Genomic DNA, 17,182 nt, shown 5'->3' with positions numbered 1-17,182 from the left:
ATCCTGAAGATGGGAACCGCGCCCGCCGGCACCAGGGGTGCGGGGCGACGGCGATCGGCCCTGATGATCGGCCCTGATGATCGGCCATGGCGATCCGGGGGCATCCGGTTTACGGTGCAGCCGGCGGATTACGGCAGGAAAGGCGGCAGCGACCCATGACGACCCTGGTCACCGGTGCGGCCGGCTTCATCGGCTTCCATGTCGCGCGGGCCCTGCTGGCGCGCGGCGAGACGGTGATCGGGCTCGACAACTTCACGCCGTACTACGACGTGCGCCTGAAGGAGGCCCGCGCCGCCGACCTGCGCGCCCGGGCGGGCTACAGCGAGGTGCGCCTGGACCTGACCGACGCGGGGGGTGTGCTGGACCTGTTCGCGACCCACCGGCCGGGACTGGTCGTCCACCTGGCGGCTCAGGCCGGGGTCCGCTACAGCCTGGAGAATCCCCGCGCCTACCTGGACAGCAACCTGATCGGCTTCTTCAACGTGCTGGAGGGCTGCCGCGCCCATCCGCCGGGGCACCTGGTGTACGCCTCCACCAGTTCCGTCTACGGCGCCAACACGGCGCAGCCGTTCAGTCCGCACCACGGCGCCGATCACCCGATGACGCTGTATGCCGCCACTAAGCGCGCCAACGAGATGATGGCGCACGCCCAGGCACACCTGTACGGCCTGCCCTGTACCGGGCTGCGGTTCTTCACCGTCTACGGCCCCTGGGGCCGCCCCGACATGGCGCTGTTCCGGTTCACCCGTGCCATGCTGGCGGGGGAGCCGATCCAGGTGTTCAACGCCGGTCGCATGGCGCGCGACTTCACCTACATCGACGACATCGTGGCCGGGGTGCTGGCGATCGCCGACCGGCCGCCGGCCCCGGTCGCGGCCCCCGTCCCCGCTGTGGCCGACCGCGCCGCGCCCCTGGATCCGGCCACCAGTCCGGTGGCCCCGTTCGCCGTGCACAACATCGGCAGCGGCCGCCCGGTCGCACTGCTGGACTGCATCGCCCTGCTGGAACGGGCGCTGGGGGTCGAGGCCATCAAGGATCTGCGGCCGATGCAGCCGGGCGACGTGCCGGAGACCTGGGCCGACGTCACGGACCTGACGGCGACCACCGGCTGCGCGCCCCAGACGCCGCTGGAAACCGGGATCGCGCGGTTCGTGGCCTGGTACCTGGACTACCACGGGGATCCGCGCGGCCCGGAGCCGGGCGCCGCCGACCGGCCCTAGGCAGTCCGCACGGTATCCAGGAAGCGCCGGACCTCCTCGCGCAGGGTGTCCGCCTGCCCGGACAGGCCCGCCGACATGTCGCGGAAGCGGTCGACTGCCGACCCCGACTCCACGGCCGCGGACCGGACGTCGTCGATGTTGGCCGACACGTCCCGGGTGCCCTGGGCCGCCTGTTCCACGTTGCGGGCAATCTCGTTGGTGGCCGCGCCCTGTTCTTCGATCGCCGCGGCGATCGAGGATGCGATCTCGTCGACCGACCGAATGGTCTGCGTGATCGTCTCGATCGCTGTGACCGCCGCGCCGGTCGAGGACTGGACCCCGCCGATCTGAGACCCGATCTGCTCCGTCGCCCGAGCGGTCTGCTGGGCCAGGCTCTTGACTTCGTTGGCGACGACGGCGAACCCCTTGCCGGCATCGCCGGCCCGGGCGGCCTCAATGGTGGCATTGAGGGCCAGCAGGTTCGTCTGGTCGGCAATGTCGGTGATCAGGTCCAGGACCTCCCCGATCTTCTGGGCCTCGCGCGCAAGACCCTGCATCGTCCCGTTTACCCCCTCGGCCTGCTGGACCGCCTCCGACGCCACCTTGGACGCGCGCGCCACCTGCTGGCTGATCTCGCTGATCGACCCGGACAGTTCCTCCGCCGCGGACGATACCGTCGCCACATTGGCCGATGCCTCCTCGGCGGACGCGGCGACGTCCGTCGACCGCATGTTCGTGGTCCGCGCCAGACCGCTCAGGCTCTCGGCGGCATCGTTGAGGGTCGTGGCGGACTGGGACACCTGCTCGACGATCTGCCCGACCGACGCCTCGAAGCGATTGGCCATCTCGGCGACCTCAGCTTTTCGGTGCGCCTCGGCCTCGTGCTCGCGGCGGACCTGCTCCTCGCGCATGCGCTCCATCTCGACCGTCTTGTCGCGGAAGATGGCCATGGCCCGGGACAGGTCGCCGATCTCGTTTGTCTGGTCGGCATACGCGATGGTGATCGACTCCTTGCCGTCGGCCAAGTGCAGCATGTTCTCGCTGACGGAGCGGATCGGTCGGGTGATGCTCCGCGCCACGACCCACGCCAGCGCGACGAACACCGTCGCGATCGCCAGGACCACGACGCCAGTGAAAGCCGTCGCGCGCCAGAACGCCGCAGTGACATCGTCCACGTAGACGCCCGACGCGATCATCCAGTTCCAGGGTTCGAACCGCGTCGCGTAGGAGATCTTGGGCAGAGGCTCATCGGCGCCGGGCCGCGCGAAATGGTACCGGACGAACCCGCCCCCCGACCGCGCCGCCCGGGTCAGGGCATCTTGATAGGCGAACCCCTTGGCGTCCGTAGTTCCGCCAAGATCCTGACCGACCAGGTCGGGGTTGACGCCATGTGCCAGGATCAGGCCCTGCATGGTCTGAAGCCAGAAATACTCCCGACCGGCATAGCGCAGGCCGGTGATCGCAGCCTTGGCGGCCTCCTGGGCCGCCGCCTCGGTCATGCGGCCCGCGTCGGCCTCGGCCGCGAAATACGCCAGGACGCCTTGGGCGGTCTCCACGACATTTTTCACCTTTTCCTGGCGGTCCTCCAGCATCACATCCCTTAAGGCCATGAGCTGGGACGCGGAGGTGCCGACGATGGCCAGAACCGCCGCCAGGACAATCAGTGCCAGCCGTCCCCCGATCCTCATGCGCAGCGGATTCATGTCGTCCTTCTCCTTTCTGGTAAAGACGCCAAGGTGTTTGCAGGTCGCCGTCGCTGGCGGTCCCGCACGATGGAAAGGCGTGGCCGCCCCCCACCCTCTCAATTGGCGAAAAAATGCCGGAGCCCTGAACCGCAGGGTCTGCTTAGTCTAATGGTCACACGTTAACTAAACGATTACAGTCAATGGAGGGTCCAAGGAGACCCGCGCGCTCAAGATAAAACGCCGGAAGGGCCTCCGGCTCGTCATACTGGCCGGCTCTTGTCCTGACTCGTCAGGACAAGAGCCCTACGCCGCTTCGCGGCGTTGGCGCGGGCAGCCGGCGGGGTGCGAGGACCCGAGCTGCCTTGGAGTGGGGGGGCGACCGAGGGATGCCGAGGGACGCCGGGGGACGGCGTGGCGGGGCCGGAACCCGACGCCGTCGGCCGCGCAAGGTTGTCGGAGCACGCGAGTCGACAGTGACGCGACGGGTCAAGCGCGCCCACGCGCCCCAACACAGGGGGTGCGTGGGCACGTCCCTCCTTGCTCCCGGTTCTGAGCGGCTTCGGACGACCGGCTCGGGTCAGACGGCGGTCAACCCAGCACCACCGCCCAGGTCGTCCGCATCCAGCACGCCGACCAGAGCGGTTGAGCCGCCGCCGAGCACGGTCTCGGCCGCCTGATCGAACATCGACAGCCGGCGCCCGTCGTCCAGCAGGTACGAGACCACCGACATGAGCAGGTCGGGGACCGACATCCCGCCGTTCAGACAGCTCTCGAAGTAGTCGTTGGCGACGGCGTGGGCCTCGCTGCCGGCTCCCAGGCCCAGGTGTCCGACGGTGATGACGTCGATCTTGTCGTCGAGGGTCGCGGCGCCGTTGAACTGCTGATTGAAGCTCGTGTCGGTGATGACGGCCCGGGCAGCCGACGACAGGCCGCCCCCCGCGGACACCACGCTGTGGATGGCGTCGCCGATCGCGGGGCTGGTCCCGAGGGCGACGTGGCTCAGGGCGATGAACCCGCTGTAGGCCGACAGGAACCCGGTGTCGTGCGGGCCGATCCCGGGACCGTCGTAGGTGCGGGCGTTGGGCGATGCCGCCGACCAGATGCCGCCGTCATCGTACGGACTGTCGTCGTACGGGCTGTCGTCGTACCGGTCGTCGTCATACCGGTCGTCGTCATACCGGTCGTCGTCATACCGGTCGTCGTCGTACCGGTCGTCGTCGTACCGGTCGTCGTCGTACCGGTCGTCGTCATACCGGTCGTCGTCGTACCGGTCGTCGTCGTACCGGTCGTCTTCATCGTAGCCGGAGCCACTGTACTCGTACCAGTCGTCGTCATCGTCGTAGCCGGAGCCGCCGTACTCGTACCAATCGTCGTCGTAACCGCCGTATTCGTACCGGTCATCGCTCATGGCCTGTATCCTCCCCTGTCCTCCCGATTGAATGGGAGCACCCTAGGGCAGGCTTGCTGACAATACCCTGACACGGATCCGGAATAATGCCCCGGCGCGGAGCGCGCCGGCGGACAATGCGACGGTTCCCCGGTCCCGATGCGGAGAATGGGTGCCCGAACGATGGGGCAGGCGCGCACAGGGCCGCAAGGCTGGCGCCGCAGCCTCCGGCTCGGACGCGATCACGCGTCACCCGGGGCGCCTCACCTGGGCGCCTCACCTGGGCGCGTTACCCGGGGCCGGCGGTCATCGCGCGGCGATCCGCGCTAGGCGGTCGGCGGCACGGCCGGGGGCAGCGTGGCCGGAAGCTGGCTCATGCGGCCGAGCAGGTACTCCAGATCGCTCGACTCGAAATCCACGCCGAGGTCGCCGTACTGGGTCAGGATGCGCTCGATCATGCGCCGGCTGTAGCGTTCGCGGTCCCGCTCCAAGCCGTCGTAGTCGGTCTGGCGGAAGATATCGACCGCCGCGCGCAGGGCCGGATAGATGCTCTCCGGCAGGCCGGCCCGCTCGAAGATGCCGCGCAGACCCAGATGGCCCGAGTCGTGGATCAGAATGCGCGCATTCGCCACCGCGACACCGGCCAGTTCGGCCATCGCGCACTCCAGGAAGATGATGTCGCCCATGCAGGCGGCGCGCACGATGATCGAAGGCGTCAGGCGCCCATGCTGCCGCAGTTGGTGCACCAGCCGGATGACGCTCTCTTCCGACGAGCCCGTCGACAGGCCGATGGTGGCGCGCTCGCGCGACTGCAAGAGAAGCGACGCGGCGGCGTCGGGCGACAGCGGGTGGCGTTCCAGCAGGCGGGCGCGGAACGCCTCGGAGACCTGGTTGACCAGCTTTTCGGCAATGGTGATGGGCAGCACGTCGCGGCTGATGAGTCCGCCCTGCACCGACTCGCTGTCCCCGAAGCGGTCGACGATCCGCTGCATCGAGGTCTCGGTCAGGTCCGCCCCCAGGTTGCCGGCGAGCGCGCTGACCGCCTTCTCCGTCCCCTCCTGCGCCAGCGCGTCGGCGACGGCGGCCTGCACCGTCGGACGGCGGGCGATCGCGGTCTGCTTGGCCTCGTCTTGGCCGCGCACGATCTCGATCAGATCCTCGGGCGTCAGGACCTGCGACACCTCCAGAACCGGAATCGCCACCGTCTCGACGTCTCGGGCCAGCGTCACCGCGAGGTCGTGCGGCAGCAGCGCATTGTCCCTCAGGTTCTCGGACAGGGCCTGGCGCACGCGCACGGCGGCGTCCCGCGCCATCAGACGCAGGATATCCTCCGCCATGCGGCGCTCGGACGGGGACAGGGACCTGTCGTCAAACTGCCGGGCGAGCTTCTCCGCGGTCCGGGCCCGGGTCTGGTCGGAGGGATCCGCCAGCAGGCGTTGGACATCCTCGATCGACAGTCTCTGGTCGCTCATCGCGTAGCGTTCCACTTTTACTTAACCGGCGTCCTCGCCGGAAACGGAGCGGCGAACATCCGACGGCATCGGGCCGACGCTCGGGCCGGATCCCAGCATGCCGCCGCCTGTGCCGTCTGACAGTGACGACGGCCCGCCCCGCACGTTTTTTTGTGTTTCGGCGGGGCGCCCCATTCGAAGACCGTACTGCCCGGCGTCCGGTTTGTATAGCCAAACGCGTCGCCGAGGCCGCCGCCGGCTCCCGCCTCAGGCCGGACCGGGGGCCGGGGTCCTGGGGGCGCGGGCGGGACCGGTCGCCTCCAGCCGCCCGCCCAGCCGCACCGGCGTGACGCTGCGGGCCAGACCGCTGGCATCGTCGGTCTCGACCACGACGCCGCACACGGTGGCCGGGCCGTCGGCCGGGGTCAGGCGATCCGTCGGCATCTTGCGGACGAACCGCTGGGTCGCGGGCTGCTTGACCATGCCGATGACCGAATCATAGTCGCCGCACATGCCGGCGTCGGACTGGTAGGCGGTCCCGCCGGGCAGGATCTGGGCGTCCGCCGTCGGGACATGGGTATGGGTGCCGATCACGGCGGAGACCTGCCCGTCGAGATGGTGGGCGATGGCCATCTTCTCGCTGGTCGCCTCGGCGTGCATGTCGATCAGGATGGCATCGGCGCCGCGGCCCGGCGGGCCGCCCAGGGGCGCGGCCGCGATCTCGCGCAGCACCACCGCGAACGGATCGTCGAGCGGGTCCATGAACAGCCGCCCCATGACCTGCACCACCAGCAGCCGGCGCCCCCGGCCGTCGGTCAGCAGCGCCGCCCCCTGGCCCGGGGTGCCGGGCGGGAAGTTCGCCGGGCGCAGCAGGCGCGGCTGGGTGCCGATGTAGGGGATGATGTCGCGTTGGTCCCAGGCATGGTTGCCAAGCGTGATGAGATCCACCCCGGCACCCAGGATCTGGTCGCACAGCTTGGGCGACAGGCCGAAGCCGTGGGCCGCGTTCTCGCCGCAGGCGATCACGAAGTCGAGGTCCAGGTCGCGGCGCAGCGTCGGCACCGCCGCGCACACCGCGTCGCGGCCGGTGCGGCCGACGATGTCGCCCAGGAACAGGATGCGCATCAGTCCGGGCCTCCCGTGACGCCCGGGTCGGCCAGCGTCTGCTGCGGCCGGATCACCTCGGTTTCGGTGACGACGGCCGCCAGCGGGATGTCGTGCGGCTCGACCGGCAGCCCGCCGGCGGCGAGCGGGACCTCCTGGCAGGCAAAGGCGTAGCCGATCGCGACCACGCCGGCGCCGGACAGGTGGCGGTCGTAGTATCCGCCGCCGTAGCCCAGGCGGGTGCCGCGCCGGTCGAAGCCCAGCAGCGGGGCGACGATCCAGGTCGGGGTGGCGGCCGGGGCGGTCACCGGGGGCTGGCGGGTTTTGAACGGGCCGGCGGCGAGCCCGGCCGGATCGCCGTCCCAGAGCCGGAACTCCAGCACCGGGGCGGCCCCCGGCGGCGGCGTGACCGGCAGGGCGACGGGATGGCCGCGCGCCCGCAGCGCCGTCAGCACGGGGCGCGGGTCCAACTCGCCCCGCATCGGCCAGTAGCCGGCGACCACGGCGTCCGGGGCCGGCGGCAGGGCGGCCAACAGGTGGTCGCGGGCGGCCTCGGCGGCGACGGCCGCATCCGCCGGCGCAACCGCGCGGCGGGCCGCCAGCAGGCGGGTGCGCCACATCGCCTTGCGGGCGGCGGGGTCGTCCGCCGGCGCGGCAGCCGGGTCACGGGACGGGACGGGCAGCGGTTCGGTCACGCGGATCCCTTCGCTGGCGCGGCGCCGCGGCGCGGGCGCGCGGTTGAAGCCAGGACCGGGCTGCGGCGGGGACCGTTGCGGCCCGTGTCGGCGGCGTCCGTCGGCCGACGATGGAAGGTCGAGGGCGGATCGGTCGGGCATCCCGCAACCGATCGGGTCCGGAGCGGTGTTCGGGACGGCGGGCGACGGGCGGTGGGCGGTGGGCGGCCCGATCCCGGACCCCTGCGACCACCCCGCCTGAGACCACCCCAGACGCCGACCATCCCAGACGCCGACCACCCCAGACGCCGGCGCCGCCCAACGGCGGCGGTCCGTCGCGGCGGCGCGGAAGGCACGGAAGGACTGCGGAGCCACCCTGGCCGTTGGCGATGCGACCTCCACATGGGCCGCGGCAACAACGTGGGCGCCGTGTGCCGGGACCAGGATCCCGACAGGGACAGCTCCCTTCTACAGACGTATAGCCCCCGGGAGTGTGCGTGCCTGACGAACCGGGCAGCCCCGCACCCTCCAACCTAGGCCTGATCCAGATGCGCGGCAAGGGTCTCGATGCGTTGCGCCATGGTGGCGATGACGGCGGCCGCCTGCTCCTCCGCCTCCAGGCGCGCGCGGTCGCGGGCCTCGGCCTGCTCGGCCACCTCGCCCAGCGGCGCCAGGCGCGCGCGCAGCGCCTCGCCCTCGCGCCGGGCCTCGGCCAGTTCGTCGGCCAGGGTCAGGCCGACCATCACCAGCGACAGGCCCTCGCTCAGGTGCCCAAGGCGGCCGGACAGCTCGCGCGCCAGCGTGTCCAGGCGCGTGCTGAGGTGGCGGACATGGTCCTCCTCGCCGGCGCCGCAGGTGATGCGGTAGTCCCGGCCGTTCACGGTGACGGTCACATGGGGCATGGCCCGCTATCCCTCCAGCAGGGCGCGCAGCCGGCTGACGGTGCCGTCGAGGCGCCCGTTGACCTGCTCGACCACGTCGCGCAGTTGCGCGTATTCGCCGCGCAGGCTGTCATATTCCCGGCGCAGCGCATCCAGGTCGCGGTCCCGGCGCGCCTCGTCGGCCTCGCCCAGGGCGCGCCGTTGCTCCTGCGCCGTCAACGCGGATTCCAGGCGTTCGATGGCCTGCCCGAGGGCGTGAAGGGCTCCGTCGACCCGCTGCACGGCCGTGGTGTCCTCTGTGGATGAGGGGGGTGTGGCCTGCGGGGCTGTCGCCGTTCCGTTCGCCGGGCCGGGGGACGGGCTTGCGATCACTCCCGAGACTCCTGGTTTTTCTTTTCGAATTCAGAGCGCTACTCTGCCATCCTGGCAGTGCACCTGAGAATAGGCATGCCATGGACTCCCGTCAATGCCGACGCCCGCGCCGCACCCTCTCGAGTCTGTCGCTGTGAGGGGGCGGCTGGAGGCCGGCCCGGTGGTTCCGATCGCGGGGCCGGACGACCTGCTGGCGGCGGCGCTGGCGGCGCCGGCCGGCGCGCCGCTGGTGGTGGCCGGCCCGCCCGGTGCGGGGGAGAGCCTGGGGCCGGGCTGGCCGCGCGCGCTGGCGGACGCCCTCGCCGGGGCCTGGCCCCGGGCCGCGCCGGAGCGGTCGCCGCCGCCGGTTGTCCTGGTTCTGGATTGCGGACCGGCCGTCGGCCTGGCGCTGGCCGTGCTGGAGGACTGGACGGCGCCGCCCGGCTGGCGCCTGGTCCTGACCCTCGATCCGGACACGCACCCGGCGGCGCGGGCGGCGCTGACTGCGCGCGCTGAGCGAGTGGGCGTGATGGTTCTTGCCTCCTGCGCGATTCTTTCCTAGACCGCTCGGGCTCAGCACCCGCGGCATGCCGCCGGATCGCGGCCCCGATGCCGCGTCAGCGTCCCTCTGTTGCCCGTTCGGGACGCTTCGGGTCGCGCGGGAGGATCCCCTCATGTCGGGGCTTTCGACTCATCTGCCGGCGGTTTTCACGCTGGCCGTCGTCCTCGCCATCTTCGCCGCCTTCCTGTCCGAGCGCCTGCGCCCGGACGCCGTCGTGCTCGGTGGCGTGGCGGCGCTGCTGGCCGGGGGCGTGCTGTCCAAGGACGACTTCCTGGCCGTCTTCTCCAATGCCGGCCCGATCACCGTGGCGGCCATGTTCATCCTCTCGGGCGCCCTGGTGCGCACCGGGACCATCGCCGCGTTCGGCACGCAGGTCACCGCCCTGGCGCGGCGCGCCCCGCGCCTGGCGATGGCGGCGCTGGTGGGGGCGGTGGTGGTGCTGTCGGCGTTCATGAACAACACGCCGGTGGTCATCATCCTGATCCCGGTCGTCATCCAGCTTGCCGAGACCCTCGGCCTGGCCCCGTCGCGGTTCCTGATCCCGCTCTCCTATGCCGCCATCCTGGGCGGCACCTGCACGCTCATCGGCACCTCGACCAACCTCCTGGTGGACGGGGTGGCGCGGGCCCAGGGGCTGGCGCCGTTCGGCATGTTCGAGATCACCCTGGCGGGCCTGATCCTGGCGGCGGTGGGGCTGGTCTACCTCACGCTCGCGGGCCGGGTCCTGCTGCCGGACCGCCAGACCGCCGCCGGCACCCTGGACGGCCACACGCGGCGGCGGTTCCTGGCCGAGGTCGTGATCCCGGAGGGCTCGTCGCTGATCGGGCGCGCGCCGGGCGAGGTGTCCCTGTTCACCCGCCATGGTCGCCGCCTGCTGGACGTGCTGCGCGGCGACGAGTCGCTGCGGGCCGACATGGCCGCGGTCCGGCTTCAGGCCGGCGACCGGGTGGTGATCCGCACCCCGCTGGCCGAGGTCATGACGCTGCGCGAGGAATCCCGGGTGGCGCTGGGCCAGGCGCCCGCGGTGACGGCGGTCCGCGGCCGCGAGATGCTGGTGGTCGAGGGCCTGGTGGCGCCCGACAGTCCGCTGGTCGGGCGCACGCTGCGGCGGCTGCGGCTGCGCCGGCGCTACGGCGTGTATCCGCTGGCCCTGCACCGGCACGGCGCCGGGCTGCGCGGCGAGCTGGAGTCGGTGCCGGTGCGCAGCGGCGACACGCTGGTGCTGGAGGGCGCGCCGGACGACATCCGGCGACTGTCGGAGGAGACCGGTATCGTCAACCTCAGCGAGCCGCGCGACCGGGCGGTGCGGCGGCGCAAGTGGCCGATCGGGCTGGCGGCGGTGCTGGCGGTGATGGCGCTGGCGGCGCTCGATGTCATGCCCATCGTCAGCCTGGCGGTGATCGCCGTGGCGGTGGTGATCGTGACCGGCTGCATCGAGAGCGACGAGGCCTATCGCGCCGTGGACTGGCGCATCCTGGTGATGATCTTCGGTATGCTGGCGGTCAGCCGGGCCATGGAGACGACCGGGGCCATGCACCTGATCGTCGACGCGGTGCTGCTGGTGATCGCCGGCCTGCCGCCGCTGGTCATCCTGGCGGTGGTCTACGCGCTGACCTCGCTGATGACGGAGATGATCTCCAACAACGCGGTCGCGGTGCTGCTGACCCCGATCGTGATCGGCATCGCCGCCCAACTCGGCCTGGACCCGCGGCCGTTCGTGGTGGCGGTGATGTTCGGCGCCTCGGCCAGCTTCGCCACCCCGATCGGCTATCAGACCAACACCATGGTCTACAGCGCCGGCGGGTACCGGTTCGCCGATTTCCTGCGCATCGGCCTGCCGCTCAACGTGCTGATCGGCGTCGTGGCCGTCCTGATCATCCCGGTGTTCTGGCCCTTCTGACGCCGGGAAGAGGGCTGACGCCGGAACGAGGGCTGACGCCGGAACGAGGGGCGCCGCCCGGGTGCCCGGTCCCCGCTGCCCTACGCCTTGTGCGCGGCGACCATGTAGTTGACGTCGATATCGCGGCTCAGCGACCAGGCGTCGGCGAACGGGCTGTAGGTCATGCCGGCGAAGCCGTCGACGGTCAGCCCGCCGGCGCGCAGGCCGGCGGCGAACTCGGACGGCTTGACGAACTTCCGCCAGTCGTGGGTGCCGCGCGGCAGCCAGCCCAGCACGTACTCGGCCCCCACCTTGGCCAGCGCCAGCGCCTTCAGCGTGCGGTTCAGGGTCGCCCCCACCAGCAGGCCGCCGGGCTTGACCAGGGTGCCGCAGCTCATCAGGAAGGCGTCCACGTCGGCGACGTGCTCGACCACCTCCATGGTCAGGACCACGTCGAAGCGCAGGCCCTCGGCGACCAGGGTCTCCGGGGTGGCGTGACGATAGGTGATGTCCAGCCCGGACTGTTCGGCGTGCACCGCGGCGGTCTTCACGTTCTTCTCGGTGGCGTCGATACCGGTGACCTGAAAGCCCAGGCGGGCCATCGGCTCGCACAGCAGGCCGCCGCCGCAGCCGATGTCCAGCAGGGTGAGCCCGGCGAAGGGTGTGCGCTGGTCGATGTCGCGGTCGAAGCGGGCCGACGCCTGGTCGCGGATGTAGGCCAGCCGCTTGGGATTGAACTTGTGCAGGGGGCGGAACGGGCCGTCCGGGTCCCACCACTTCTCCGCCATGGCGGCGAACTTCGCCACCTCGTCGTCGAGCGCGGAACTGGCGCGGGGGGTATCGGCGGGTTTGGCGGCGGCGGTCATGGCGGACGGCGTCTCCGGGCTGACGGGGGGCAGGGGCACGGTCGGGACCAGGCGCGCGGACGGCCGCGCGTCTTGCCTCGCCGGGGGCGAGCGGGTATTTAGGACGCGCCCGCGCGCCCCGGCACCCACCCTCTACAGGGATACGTCGGCGGCGGCAACCGGATCGCCCGCATCGCGTCGCCACCCGTCGCCCGGCGCCGGCGGCGGGCATTCCACCGACCGCGGACCAGAAGGGACAGGCCAGCCATGGCGCGCATCGTGATGAAGTTCGGGGGCACCTCGGTCGGCGACGTCGAGCGCATCCGAACGGTGGCGCGGCGCATCGCCGAGGAGGTCGAGGCCGGGCACCAGGTCGCCGTCGTGGTCTCGGCCATGTCGGGCGAGACCAACCGGCTGGTCGGGCTGTGCCGGTCGGTGTCACCGATGCACGACGCCCGCGAGTACGACGTGGTGGTGGCAACCGGCGAGCAGGTGACCATCGGCCTGCTGGCGATGGCATTGCAGGACCTGGGTGTCGAGGCGCGCTCCTGGACCGGCTGGCAGATCCCGGTGCAGACCGACGCCGCGCACGGCCGCGCCCGCATCCTGGACATCCAGACCGAGGAACTGATCCGCCGCATGGAGCAGGGTCAGGTCGCGGTGGTGGCCGGCTTCCAGGGCCTGGGCGATACGGACCGTCGCATCACCACGCTCGGGCGCGGCGGCTCGGACACCTCGGCGGTGGCGCTGGCGGCCGCGCTGGAGGCGGACCGCTGCGACATCTACACCGATGTGGACGGGGTCTACACGACCGATCCCCGCATCGTGCCGAAGGCGCGCAAGCTCTCCCGCGTCACCTACGAGGAAATGCTCGAAATGGCCTCGCTGGGCGCCAAGGTGCTGCAAACGCGGTCGGTCGAGATGGCGATGAAGTACAATGTCCGGGTCCAGGTCCGCCATAGCTGGCCCGAGTACTGGAGCGTGCCCGGAACCCTGGTTTGCGGCGAGGACGAGATCGTGGAAAAGGAACTGGTCAGCGGCATCACGTACAGCCGGGACGAGGCCAAGGTGACCCTCACCAGGGTCTCTGACCTGCCCGGCATGGCCGCGCGCATCTTCGGCCCGTTGGCCGACGGCAACATCAACGTGGACATGATCGTCCAGAATATCTCCGAGGACGGCCAGGCCACTGACCTGACCTTCACGGTGCCGACCGGCGACCGCGACAAGGCCGTGGCCCTGCTGGAGGCGCGCCGCGAGGAGTTGGGCTATCAGTCGCTGATCGCCACCGATGGCGTGGTCAAGGTCTCGGTCATTGGCGTCGGCATGCGCAGCCACGCCGGCGTCGCCCAGACCATGTTCAAGGCGCTGGCCGATCGCGGCATCAACATCCAGGTCATCACGACCTCGGAGATCAAGGTCAGCGTGCTGATCGCGGAGGAGTACACCGAACTGGCGGTGCGCGCGCTGCACACCGCCTACGGTCTCGACGCCGGCTGAGCCGGCGCGTCCGCCCGTTACCCGGACCGCCGCGCCGGCCGCCACCGGCCGCGCGGCGGCGGTCCGCCATGCCGACCCCCAGCCGGACCGACCGCCATGACGCGCCCCCCCGAGACCCGCCGTGACGAGACCCCCCGTGACGAGACTCGCCGTGACGAGACTCCCCGCCAGCACCTGGACCGCCTGTGGGCGCGCGGCCGCGCCCTGCTCGGCACCGACACCGCCATCATGGGCGGCGCCATGTCGTGGGTGTCTGAACGCACCCTCGTCGCGGCCATCTCCAACGCCGGCGGCTTCGGCGTGCTGGCCTGCGGCTCCATGGGGCCGGACCTGCTGGCGGCCGAGATCGAAGCCACCCAGGCCCTGACCGACCGGCCGTTCGGGGTCAACCTGATCACCATGCACCCTGAGCTGGACGCGCTGGTGGACGTCTGTCTGGCGCGCTCGGTGGGACACGTGGTGCTGGCCGGCGGGCTGCCGGCGGGGGCCACCATCCGGCGCCTGAAGGACGGCGGCGCGCGCGTGCTGTGCTTTGCGCCGGCGACCGCCCTGGCGCGCAAGCTGATCCGCCTGGGGGTGGACGGCCTGATCATCGAAGGCGCCGAGGCCGGCGGCCATATCGGCCCGGTCTCCACCAGCGTGCTGGCGCAGGAGATCCTGCCGGCCGTCGGCGCCGAGATCCCGGTGTTCGTGGCCGGCGGCATCGGGCGCGGCGAGGCCATCGTCTCCTACCTGGAGATGGGGGCGTCCGGGGTGCAGCTTGGCACGCATTTCGTGTGCGCCACCGAGAGCATCGCCCACCCCGCCTTCAAGGCCGCCTTCATCAAGGCCAGTGCGCGGGACGCCGTGCCGTCGGTGCAGCTCGATCAACGCTTCCCCGTCATTCCGGTGCGCGCCCTGCGCAACAAGGCCACCGAACGGTTCATGGCGGCGCAGCAAGAGGCCATTGACCGCTTCCGCGCCGGCGCGATCGACCAGAAGGCGGCGCAACTGGAGATCGAGCACTTCTGGGCCGGCGCGCTGCGGCGCGCCGTGATCGACGGCGATGTGGAGAGCGGCTCGCTGATGGCGGGCCAGAGCGTCGGACTGGTGAAGGAGGAACAGCCCACCCAGGCCATCATTGATACCCTGATCGCCCAGGCCGAGGCCACCCTGGCCGCCCGTGCCGGCGTGGCGGGTGAGCCTGCGCGGCCCGATGCGGCGGCCCCCGAGGCACGCCCCGCGGCACGCCCCGAGGCACGCCCCGAGGCACGCCCTGGGGTGGCCGGCGCGGCTGCCCCCGCGGCGACGGCCGACCCGGTTCCCTGATGCCCTTGCCCGACGCCAGCGGCCGGCGCCTGCTGGGGCGCCTGCGCGAGTACATGGCGGGCGGCGGCACCGCCCAGGACCGCCTCGACCGCACCGTGCGGCTGATCGCCGAGGAACTGCGCTCCGACGTCTGCTCGTGCTACGTCCTGCGGGCCGGCGAGGTGCTGGAGCTGTTCGCCACCCAGGGCCTGTCCCAGGACGCCGTACACCAGACCCGCCTGCGGGTCGGCGAGGGTCTGGTCGGCGAGATCGCCGCCCGGGCGCGCCCGCTCAACACCCCCAACGCCTGGGACCATCCCAGCTTCGTCTACCGGCCGGAGACCGGCGAGGACGTGTACGCCTCCCTCATGGGTGTGCCGATGATCCGCGGCGGTCAGGTGATCGGCGTGCTGGTGGTGCAGAACCGCGACCGGCGCCAATACCAGGACATCGAGATCGAGACCCTGGAAACGGTGGCCATGGTGCTGTCGGAGCTGCTGGCCGGCACCGACCTGGTGTCGCGCGACGAGCTGGCGCCGGTGGCCGGCAATGCGGTGCTGCCGTTCCGCATGGAGGGCCTGTGCCTGAACGCCGGCGCGGTGCTGGGCACGGCGGTCTACCACCGCCCCAAGGTCCACATCGAGACCCTCATCAGCGACGACCCGGACGCCGAACTGGCCCGCCTGCGCGAGGCGTTGCAGGCCCTGCGCCGGTCGATCGACGACATGATCCGCACCCACGTGGACCTGTCCGGCGACTACCGCGAGATCCTCGAAGCCTACCGCATGTTCGCCGACGATGCCGGCTGGGTGTCGCGCATCTCCGACGCCATCCGCTCCGGCCTGACCGCCGAGGCGGCGGTGCGCAAGGTCGACGACGACATGAAGGTGCGGCTGGGGCAGGCCAGCGACCCCTACATCCGCGAGCGCCTGCACGACCTGGAGGATCTGGCCAACCGGCTGCTGCTGCATCTCACCGGGCAGGGTCTGACCTCCGCCCAGGGCCAGTTGCCCGACGATGCCGTGCTGATCTGCCGCTCGCTCGGCCCGGCCGAACTGCTGGACTACCCGCGCGGCACCGTGCGCGGCGTGCTGATGGAAGAGGGCGCGCCGACCATGCACGCGGTCATCGTGGCGCGTGCCCTGGACATCCCGGTCATCGGCCGCCTGCACGGGGTGTTCAATCGCATCGCCCCGTTCGACGCCCTGGCCCTGGATGCCGACAACGGGCAGGTGTTCGTTCGCCCCAGCGATGACGTTCGAGACACATTCAACCACAGTGTCGCGACCCGGCTGGCCCGCAAACGGGCGTACCTGGCCGAGCGCGATCTGCCGTTCGAGACCCGCGACGGGGTCGCCGTCTCGGTGATGATGAATGCCGGCCTGCTGATGGACATGAGCCATCTGGAGGACACCGGCGCCATGGGGGTCGGCCTGTACCGCACCGAGCTGCCGTTCATGACCCGGCCCAGCCTGCCCGACGTGGCCACCCAGACGCTGCTGTACCAGAAAATTCTGGAACAGGCGGGCGGCAAGCCGGTGGTGTTCCGCACCCTGGACGTGGGCGGCGATAAGCTGCTGCCGTATTGGAGCAACGACGGCGAGGACAACCCCGCGATGGGCTGGCGCTCCATCCGCATCACCTTGGACCGGCCGGCGGTGCTGCGCGCGCAGTTGCGGGCACTGCTGCGGGCCAGCGCCGGGCGCGAGCTGCGGGTGATGTTCCCGATGATCGCCGACGTGGCGGAGTTCGACCAGGCGCGCCGGCTGGTCGACGCCGAGGTGGCGCGCGAGCGGCAGCGCGGCGGCGTGCTGCCGCGCGAGATCTGCGTGGGCACCATGCTGGAGGTGCCGGCGCTGCTGTACCAGTTCCCGGCCCTGCTGCGGGTGGCGGACTTCATCTCCGTCGGCAGCAACGACCTGTTGCAGTTCCTGTTCGCCACCGACCGCGGCAATCCGCGCGTCTCGGCCCGGTACGATACCCTGTCGGTGCCGGTGCTGCGCATGCTGCGCGAGGTGCTGCATCAGTGCCAGGCCGCCGGCAAGCCGGTGGCGGTGTGCGGCGAGATGGCCGGCCGTCCGCTGGAGGCCATGGCGCTGGTGGGGTTGGGCTTCCGGGCGCTGTCGATGGCGGCGCAGGGGGTCGGGCCGGTCAAGCAGATGCTGCGCTCCATGGACTCGCGCGCGGTGGCGACCTATGTCGGGGCCCTGGTGGACAAGGGCGCTGCCAACCCGCGGCGGGGGCTGCGGGCCTTCGCGCGCGACCATGGCATCAAGGTGACCTGACGCGCCCGCCGGACGGCCGCCAGGGATCGAGTACATTAATGAATCTAAAAGGTTTTCATGCGCCCGGCGAGGCTCGACCTCGACTTTCGAAA

At 71.3% G+C, this 17,182-nt stretch carries 14 protein-coding genes and 1 other RNA gene; 6 read left to right on the top strand and 9 right to left on the bottom strand.

Going from position 1 to position 17,182, the window contains the following annotated elements; translation table 11 throughout:
* Window positions 1-155 precede the first annotated feature (155 nt).
* Window positions 156-1,220, top strand: coding sequence for an NAD-dependent epimerase/dehydratase family protein (locus GGD88_RS08360; RefSeq protein WP_184434071.1), 1,065 nt, complete (start codon window positions 156-158; stop codon window positions 1,218-1,220).
* On the opposite strand, the gene GGD88_RS08355 is transcribed toward GGD88_RS08360, so the two are convergent.
* The 8 genes from GGD88_RS08355 to GGD88_RS08320 form a co-directional block, all read right to left on the bottom strand.
* Window positions 1,217-2,902 (bottom strand): methyl-accepting chemotaxis protein, encoded by a 1,686-nt coding sequence (locus GGD88_RS08355; RefSeq protein ID WP_184434067.1) that lies wholly within the window; start codon window positions 2,900-2,902, stop codon window positions 1,217-1,219. The genes GGD88_RS08360 and GGD88_RS08355 overlap by 4 nt on opposite strands.
* A 559-nt stretch (window positions 2,903-3,461) precedes the next feature.
* A complete protein-coding gene (locus GGD88_RS08350; protein WP_184434216.1) occupies window positions 3,462-4,292 on the bottom strand; it encodes a hypothetical protein in 831 nt (276 codons plus the stop codon).
* A 305-nt stretch (window positions 4,293-4,597) separates the two neighbouring features.
* Window positions 4,598-5,743: a SpbR family protein gene (spbR, locus tag GGD88_RS08345; protein ID WP_184434064.1), complete on the bottom strand. Its 1,146-nt coding sequence runs from the start codon at window positions 5,741-5,743 to the stop codon at window positions 4,598-4,600.
* A 246-nt stretch (window positions 5,744-5,989) separates the two neighbouring features.
* Entirely contained in the window at window positions 5,990-6,847 is an 858-nt protein-coding gene (locus GGD88_RS08340; protein WP_184434061.1) for a TIGR00282 family metallophosphoesterase, read from the bottom strand.
* Complete coding sequence (locus GGD88_RS08335; protein WP_343056314.1) at window positions 6,847-7,521, bottom strand: 5-formyltetrahydrofolate cyclo-ligase; 675 nt, start codon at window positions 7,519-7,521, stop codon at window positions 6,847-6,849. The genes GGD88_RS08340 and GGD88_RS08335 overlap by 1 nt, the downstream gene beginning before the upstream one ends.
* Window positions 7,522-7,864: 343 nt before the next feature.
* A non-coding RNA gene (gene ssrS, locus GGD88_RS08330) (6S RNA) lies at window positions 7,865-8,023 on the bottom strand.
* Window positions 8,024-8,033: 10 nt separating this feature from the next.
* The gene (locus GGD88_RS08325) at window positions 8,034-8,402 is read right to left on the bottom strand and encodes a cell division protein ZapA (RefSeq protein WP_184434058.1); all 369 of its coding nucleotides are present in this window, start codon (window positions 8,400-8,402) and stop codon (window positions 8,034-8,036) included.
* Between the two features lie 6 nt (window positions 8,403-8,408).
* Complete coding sequence (locus tag GGD88_RS08320) at window positions 8,409-8,663, bottom strand: hypothetical protein (protein WP_184434055.1); 255 nt, start codon at window positions 8,661-8,663, stop codon at window positions 8,409-8,411.
* Between the two features lie 250 nt (window positions 8,664-8,913).
* Here GGD88_RS08320 and GGD88_RS08315 point away from each other — a divergent pair, with 250 nt between their 5' ends.
* Complete coding sequence (locus GGD88_RS08315) at window positions 8,914-9,294, top strand: hypothetical protein (RefSeq protein ID WP_184434052.1); 381 nt, start codon at window positions 8,914-8,916, stop codon at window positions 9,292-9,294.
* Window positions 9,295-9,406: 112 nt separating this feature from the next.
* Window positions 9,407-11,194 (top strand): SLC13 family permease, encoded by a 1,788-nt coding sequence (locus tag GGD88_RS08310; RefSeq protein WP_184434049.1) that lies wholly within the window; start codon window positions 9,407-9,409, stop codon window positions 11,192-11,194.
* Window positions 11,195-11,274: 80 nt separating this feature from the next.
* Here the strand turns inward: GGD88_RS08310 and ubiG are convergent, their stop codons facing one another.
* On the bottom strand, window positions 11,275-12,039 hold the full coding sequence (ubiG, locus tag GGD88_RS08305) for a bifunctional 2-polyprenyl-6-hydroxyphenol methylase/3-demethylubiquinol 3-O-methyltransferase UbiG (protein WP_184434046.1): 765 nt from the start codon (window positions 12,037-12,039) through the stop codon (window positions 11,275-11,277).
* Between the two features lie 246 nt (window positions 12,040-12,285).
* On the opposite strand from ubiG, the gene GGD88_RS08300 reads away from it, so the two are divergent.
* From GGD88_RS08300 to ptsP, 3 genes are all read left to right on the top strand, one after another.
* A complete protein-coding gene (locus GGD88_RS08300; RefSeq protein WP_184434044.1) occupies window positions 12,286-13,518 on the top strand; it encodes an aspartate kinase in 1,233 nt (410 codons plus the stop codon).
* Between the two features lie 96 nt (window positions 13,519-13,614).
* Window positions 13,615-14,826 carry an NAD(P)H-dependent flavin oxidoreductase gene (locus tag GGD88_RS08295; RefSeq protein WP_221237064.1) on the top strand — a complete coding sequence of 404 codons (1,212 nt, stop codon included), beginning with the start codon at window positions 13,615-13,617 and terminating at the stop codon, window positions 14,824-14,826.
* Window positions 14,826-17,090, top strand: a complete 2,265-nt coding sequence (gene ptsP / locus GGD88_RS08290; protein WP_184434041.1) for a phosphoenolpyruvate--protein phosphotransferase — start codon at window positions 14,826-14,828, stop codon at window positions 17,088-17,090. The genes GGD88_RS08295 and ptsP overlap by 1 nt, the downstream gene beginning before the upstream one ends.
* Window positions 17,091-17,182: the final 92 nt, after the last annotated feature.

It is taken from the genome of Roseospira goensis (genome assembly GCF_014197795.1).
Classification (GTDB): domain Bacteria; phylum Pseudomonadota; class Alphaproteobacteria; order Rhodospirillales; family Rhodospirillaceae; genus Rhodospira; species Rhodospira goensis.
Note: the sequence above shows the minus strand (reverse complement) of the source record. Positions and strands in the feature narration are given on the sequence as shown.